General features: G+C 33.4%; 3 protein-coding genes. All 3 read left to right on the top strand.

The genetic code is table 11. The features are described 5' to 3' along the window. The first annotated feature begins 681 nt into the window (after positions 1 to 681). The 3 genes from BLQ00_RS17125 (at position 682) to BLQ00_RS17115 (ending at position 3,208) form a co-directional block, all read left to right on the top strand. Positions 682 to 1,224: a hypothetical protein gene (locus BLQ00_RS17125; RefSeq protein ID WP_139149453.1), complete on the top strand. Its 543-nt coding sequence runs from the start codon at positions 682 to 684 to the stop codon at positions 1,222 to 1,224. A 245-nt stretch (positions 1,225 to 1,469) separates the two neighbouring features. Then, the gene (locus BLQ00_RS17120) at positions 1,470 to 2,522 is read left to right on the top strand and encodes a DUF262 domain-containing protein (RefSeq protein ID WP_093145539.1); all 1,053 of its coding nucleotides are present in this window, start codon (positions 1,470 to 1,472) and stop codon (positions 2,520 to 2,522) included. Beyond that, positions 2,522 to 3,208: an MAE_28990/MAE_18760 family HEPN-like nuclease gene (locus BLQ00_RS17115; RefSeq protein ID WP_093145538.1), complete on the top strand. Its 687-nt coding sequence runs from the start codon at positions 2,522 to 2,524 to the stop codon at positions 3,206 to 3,208. Before BLQ00_RS17120 ends, BLQ00_RS17115 begins: the two co-directional genes overlap by 1 nt. Positions 3,209 to 3,487: the final 279 nt, after the last annotated feature.

The following is a 3,487-nucleotide window of genomic DNA, read 5'->3' as shown; positions in this document are numbered from 1 at the left end:
CTTTGAAGAATTTAGAACTAAGAAAGAATTAAAAGGTCGCAGCTGCTTCAAGCCGCACGCTGCACCAAGCGCCACAATTATTATACAAACCCGTTACTAAAAATAGCTCGGAAAGAAAATCTTCGGATTTTTTTCCGAGCAGATTACTGCTAAGAACAAAGTCGGTCATTCTCACGTCATTCCGATTGAAAAAGGCTGATTTTGAATTTTCAACTCATAAGATATTCAAGTTTCAAAATTGAACTCCTTCTACCCTTCTGATTTTCACGCTTATTCGAAAAACCTCTGAATCTAAAGTGTAATTCCGAGGCAATTCATTTGGTTCGTGTCTCGCTACTTGTCGTAACAACATATAAGCAAAATGGCTTCTCTCCCACTAGAATTATGTTCGCAACAAATAAATAACTAAATTGGTTCTTTGAAATCAACGTATAAGCTTGCCTGTCTGAGTCTCACGCAGCTCCGAATAATTGGAACTAAATAAGAAACCGAAAAGGCGTCGCTGCTGCCAGCTTCGCGCTGCGCCAAACGCAACATTGCTTATACTAACCCGTTGCCACACATTTGAGAAAATCGATACACATATTAATTCTGACTTTGATTTTGCCTTCTTGCCAAAATGAAAAAAAACTAAATGGAACTTGGATTTCAGCATATCAATATGGTGAAAATGACAGTCTAATGGAATCCACAACTGGAATTCCTTTCAATGAAGTTTTTACTTTTAACAATGATACTTTTAACTTAAAGCAATTTAAATATCAAATGTTTAACGATGAGAGAACTGATATTTTCAAACTCAAAGGAAATAAGTTTGTTATAGCTGACAATGAATCTTATTTTTCAGACGTAATCGAACCATTAACAAATGATAGTATTGTAATTAATGGATTGAATAGTGTCTTAAACGGAGTTTACAAACGACTAGCTGATTCACTTAAAAACAAAACTCCTGAATTTAAATTGATTGGAAAAAAGTTCGTGCGGAATTATAGAAAATGGACTGATACAATTCATTTTGTGAATGACTCTGTTTATACAAGCAATAATTGGACAATGGGAAATTCGGATTTAATGTGGGAAAGAATAAACAAAAACGGATTTGATATCCTTTTTACGGATATTTATCCACCATTTGTGATTAAAAAGAGAGTTGGGAAAGATATTTTCATTTCAACATTTAAATATAAAAAAGAGGATTATATCTTAACCGAAATTGAGTAAAAACGTGTGGCAACAACGTATAACGATTATGGCTCTTGCGGTAATTTTACATTAATTTCTACAAATATTTAACTATATTGGTTTCTGAAAATAACGTAAAGCTTGCCCTTCTGAGTCTCACGCAGCTCTGAATAATTTGGAACTAAGAAGTGAAATTTGAACATGTCGCTGCTGCCCCCAGCGCGCTGCACCAAACGCAACAATCGTTATACAAACCCGTTGCCAGTAATTATAAATAAAAACATATGAACTCAAACAAAATACAGGAACAGATTGAAAATAATAGAAGATCTGTTTCATTTGACAGTTATGATATTACTGTAAGACAGCTTTTCGATATGATTCAGGAAGGGCTTATAGATATTGCGCCTGAATATCAACGACATTTTGTTTGGGATGAAGTCCGCCAATCACAACTAATTGAGTCTCTAATTCTAGGAATTCCAGTTCCAAATTTATTTATGGCGACTAATAAAGATTCTAGTTGGGAAGTTATAGATGGACTGCAAAGACTAACTACAATAGTTAATTTCTTGGGAGATGAGCAATTAATAAAAAAGACCAACGCAAACGGAATAAAATTAAAACTTAAAGGACTTGAAAAGTTAGATACTTTAAATAATAGTTTCTTTGAGGACTTGCCTAAATCCGTTCAATTAATGTTTATGACTCGACCAGTTCGAGTTACAGTTCTTAATGACAGAAGTGATTTTGAATTAAGATATGATTTATTTGAGAGATTAAATACAGGTGGAGTTACTCTACATCCACAAGAGATAAGAAATTGTGTTTATCTTGGCAAATTCAAAGATTTCCTTCAAGAATGTGCAGAAAATCAGGATTTTCTGGATGTTGTAAAAATGACGAAAAATGCAGAAAGGACTGGGAATCGAGAGGAATTAGTTCTTAAATTCTTTTCTTATTATGAAGACAGAGAACTATTTGTTCACAGTGTAAAAGAGTTTCTTAATGATTATATGGCAAAGAAAACAGAATCATTTCCTGAACAAACGGCATACAAAAGCCTTTTCGAAGAAACATTTGCAAGATTGAAACAACTATTACCACAAGGTATTGTTAGAGGAAATCGAACTAATATTACACCTTTAGTATTATTTGAAGCAATTTCAATAGCTACCGCGGACATAATAACAGATGAAAATCAACAAATTTTAGATTCTCAAAAACTACAAGATGTTTTGAACAATGCAGAATTAACAAAACTCACAACTGGAGCTACGAACTCACGTAATAAATTAACTCAAAGAATTAATTTTGTAAAAGAACATTTAGCATAATGAGTTTCTCTAATTTACGTAGTCAAAATTCATCTAGATTTAATGAAGTTCAAGTATTCTTAAACTACATTACATCACAAGAACCATCACTTCCAACTGACCCAACACCTGCAGAAGTCAAAATTATGCGCGGTCTATTTTATGTCCATTTATATGCTGCTTTAGAAAAATCGATGAATGAGGTTGTTCAAAAATCACTTCTTCTAATTAGTGCGAAAGGAGTAAAAAGTAATCACTATACGCTTGCTTTTAATACTATTTCAGTAATGGATAAAATTCAAGCGCTCAAAGATTGTGGATACAAAAAAGTCGTTAATAAATCGATTTTACTTTTTGAACAAATTGATAGTAGAACAATTCGCCCTTTGAATGAAACCGTTTTTTCAAAAAGGTTACAGAATGTTTGGATGGAAACTATCGAAGAAACTATAGGTGCTTTTGGTATGGCTGAATTAAACATTCAACCAAGAGTTAGAGCCACAATAGATGAAATTGTTGATAAAAGAAATGCGGTTGCCCACGGTGGTGAGTCAGCTTCTTATATTGGAGAAAGACATAGAGCAAACATATTGCGGAATAAGTTCCAAATAGCGCAGGACTTTATGATTTTAGTCATTGACAGTTTTGAGGAATACTATGATAATAAAAAATATCTTAAACCAGTCGTCAAGAGACATTACGCATAATAACTACTGGCAACAACGTATAACGATTATTGCTCTTGCGGGAATTTCATAATAATTTCTACAAATATTTAGCTATATTGGTTTCTGAAAAATAACGTAAAGCTTGCCCTTCTGAGTCTCACGCAGCTCTGAATAATTTGGTGTTAAGAAGAGAATGAAGAACTTGTCGCTGCTGCCCTCAGCTCGCTGCGCCAAACGCAACAATCGTTATACAAACCCGTTGTGCAACATTTGAAAAAAAATGAGAATAGAATTAGAATATCTGAATAGCATTAAAAA

Origin of the sequence: Ulvibacter litoralis (assembly GCF_900102055.1) — a bacterium.
GTDB classification, from domain to species: domain Bacteria; phylum Bacteroidota; class Bacteroidia; order Flavobacteriales; family Flavobacteriaceae; genus Ulvibacter; species Ulvibacter litoralis.
The sequence above is the reverse complement of the archived record's forward strand: the minus strand, read 5'-3'. Positions and strand labels throughout refer to the sequence as shown.

Bases quoted from the DNA above. Each gene is read 5' to 3' on its own strand.
- BLQ00_RS17120 (WP_093145539.1), top strand. From the start codon at position 1,470: ATGAACTCAAACAAAATACAGGAACAGATTGAAAATAATAGAAGATCT.
- BLQ00_RS17125 (WP_139149453.1), top strand. From the start codon at position 682: ATGGAATCCACAACTGGAATTCCTTTCAATGAAGTTTTTACTTTTAAC.
- BLQ00_RS17115 (WP_093145538.1), top strand. From the start codon at position 2,522: ATGAGTTTCTCTAATTTACGTAGTCAAAATTCATCTAGATTTAATGAA.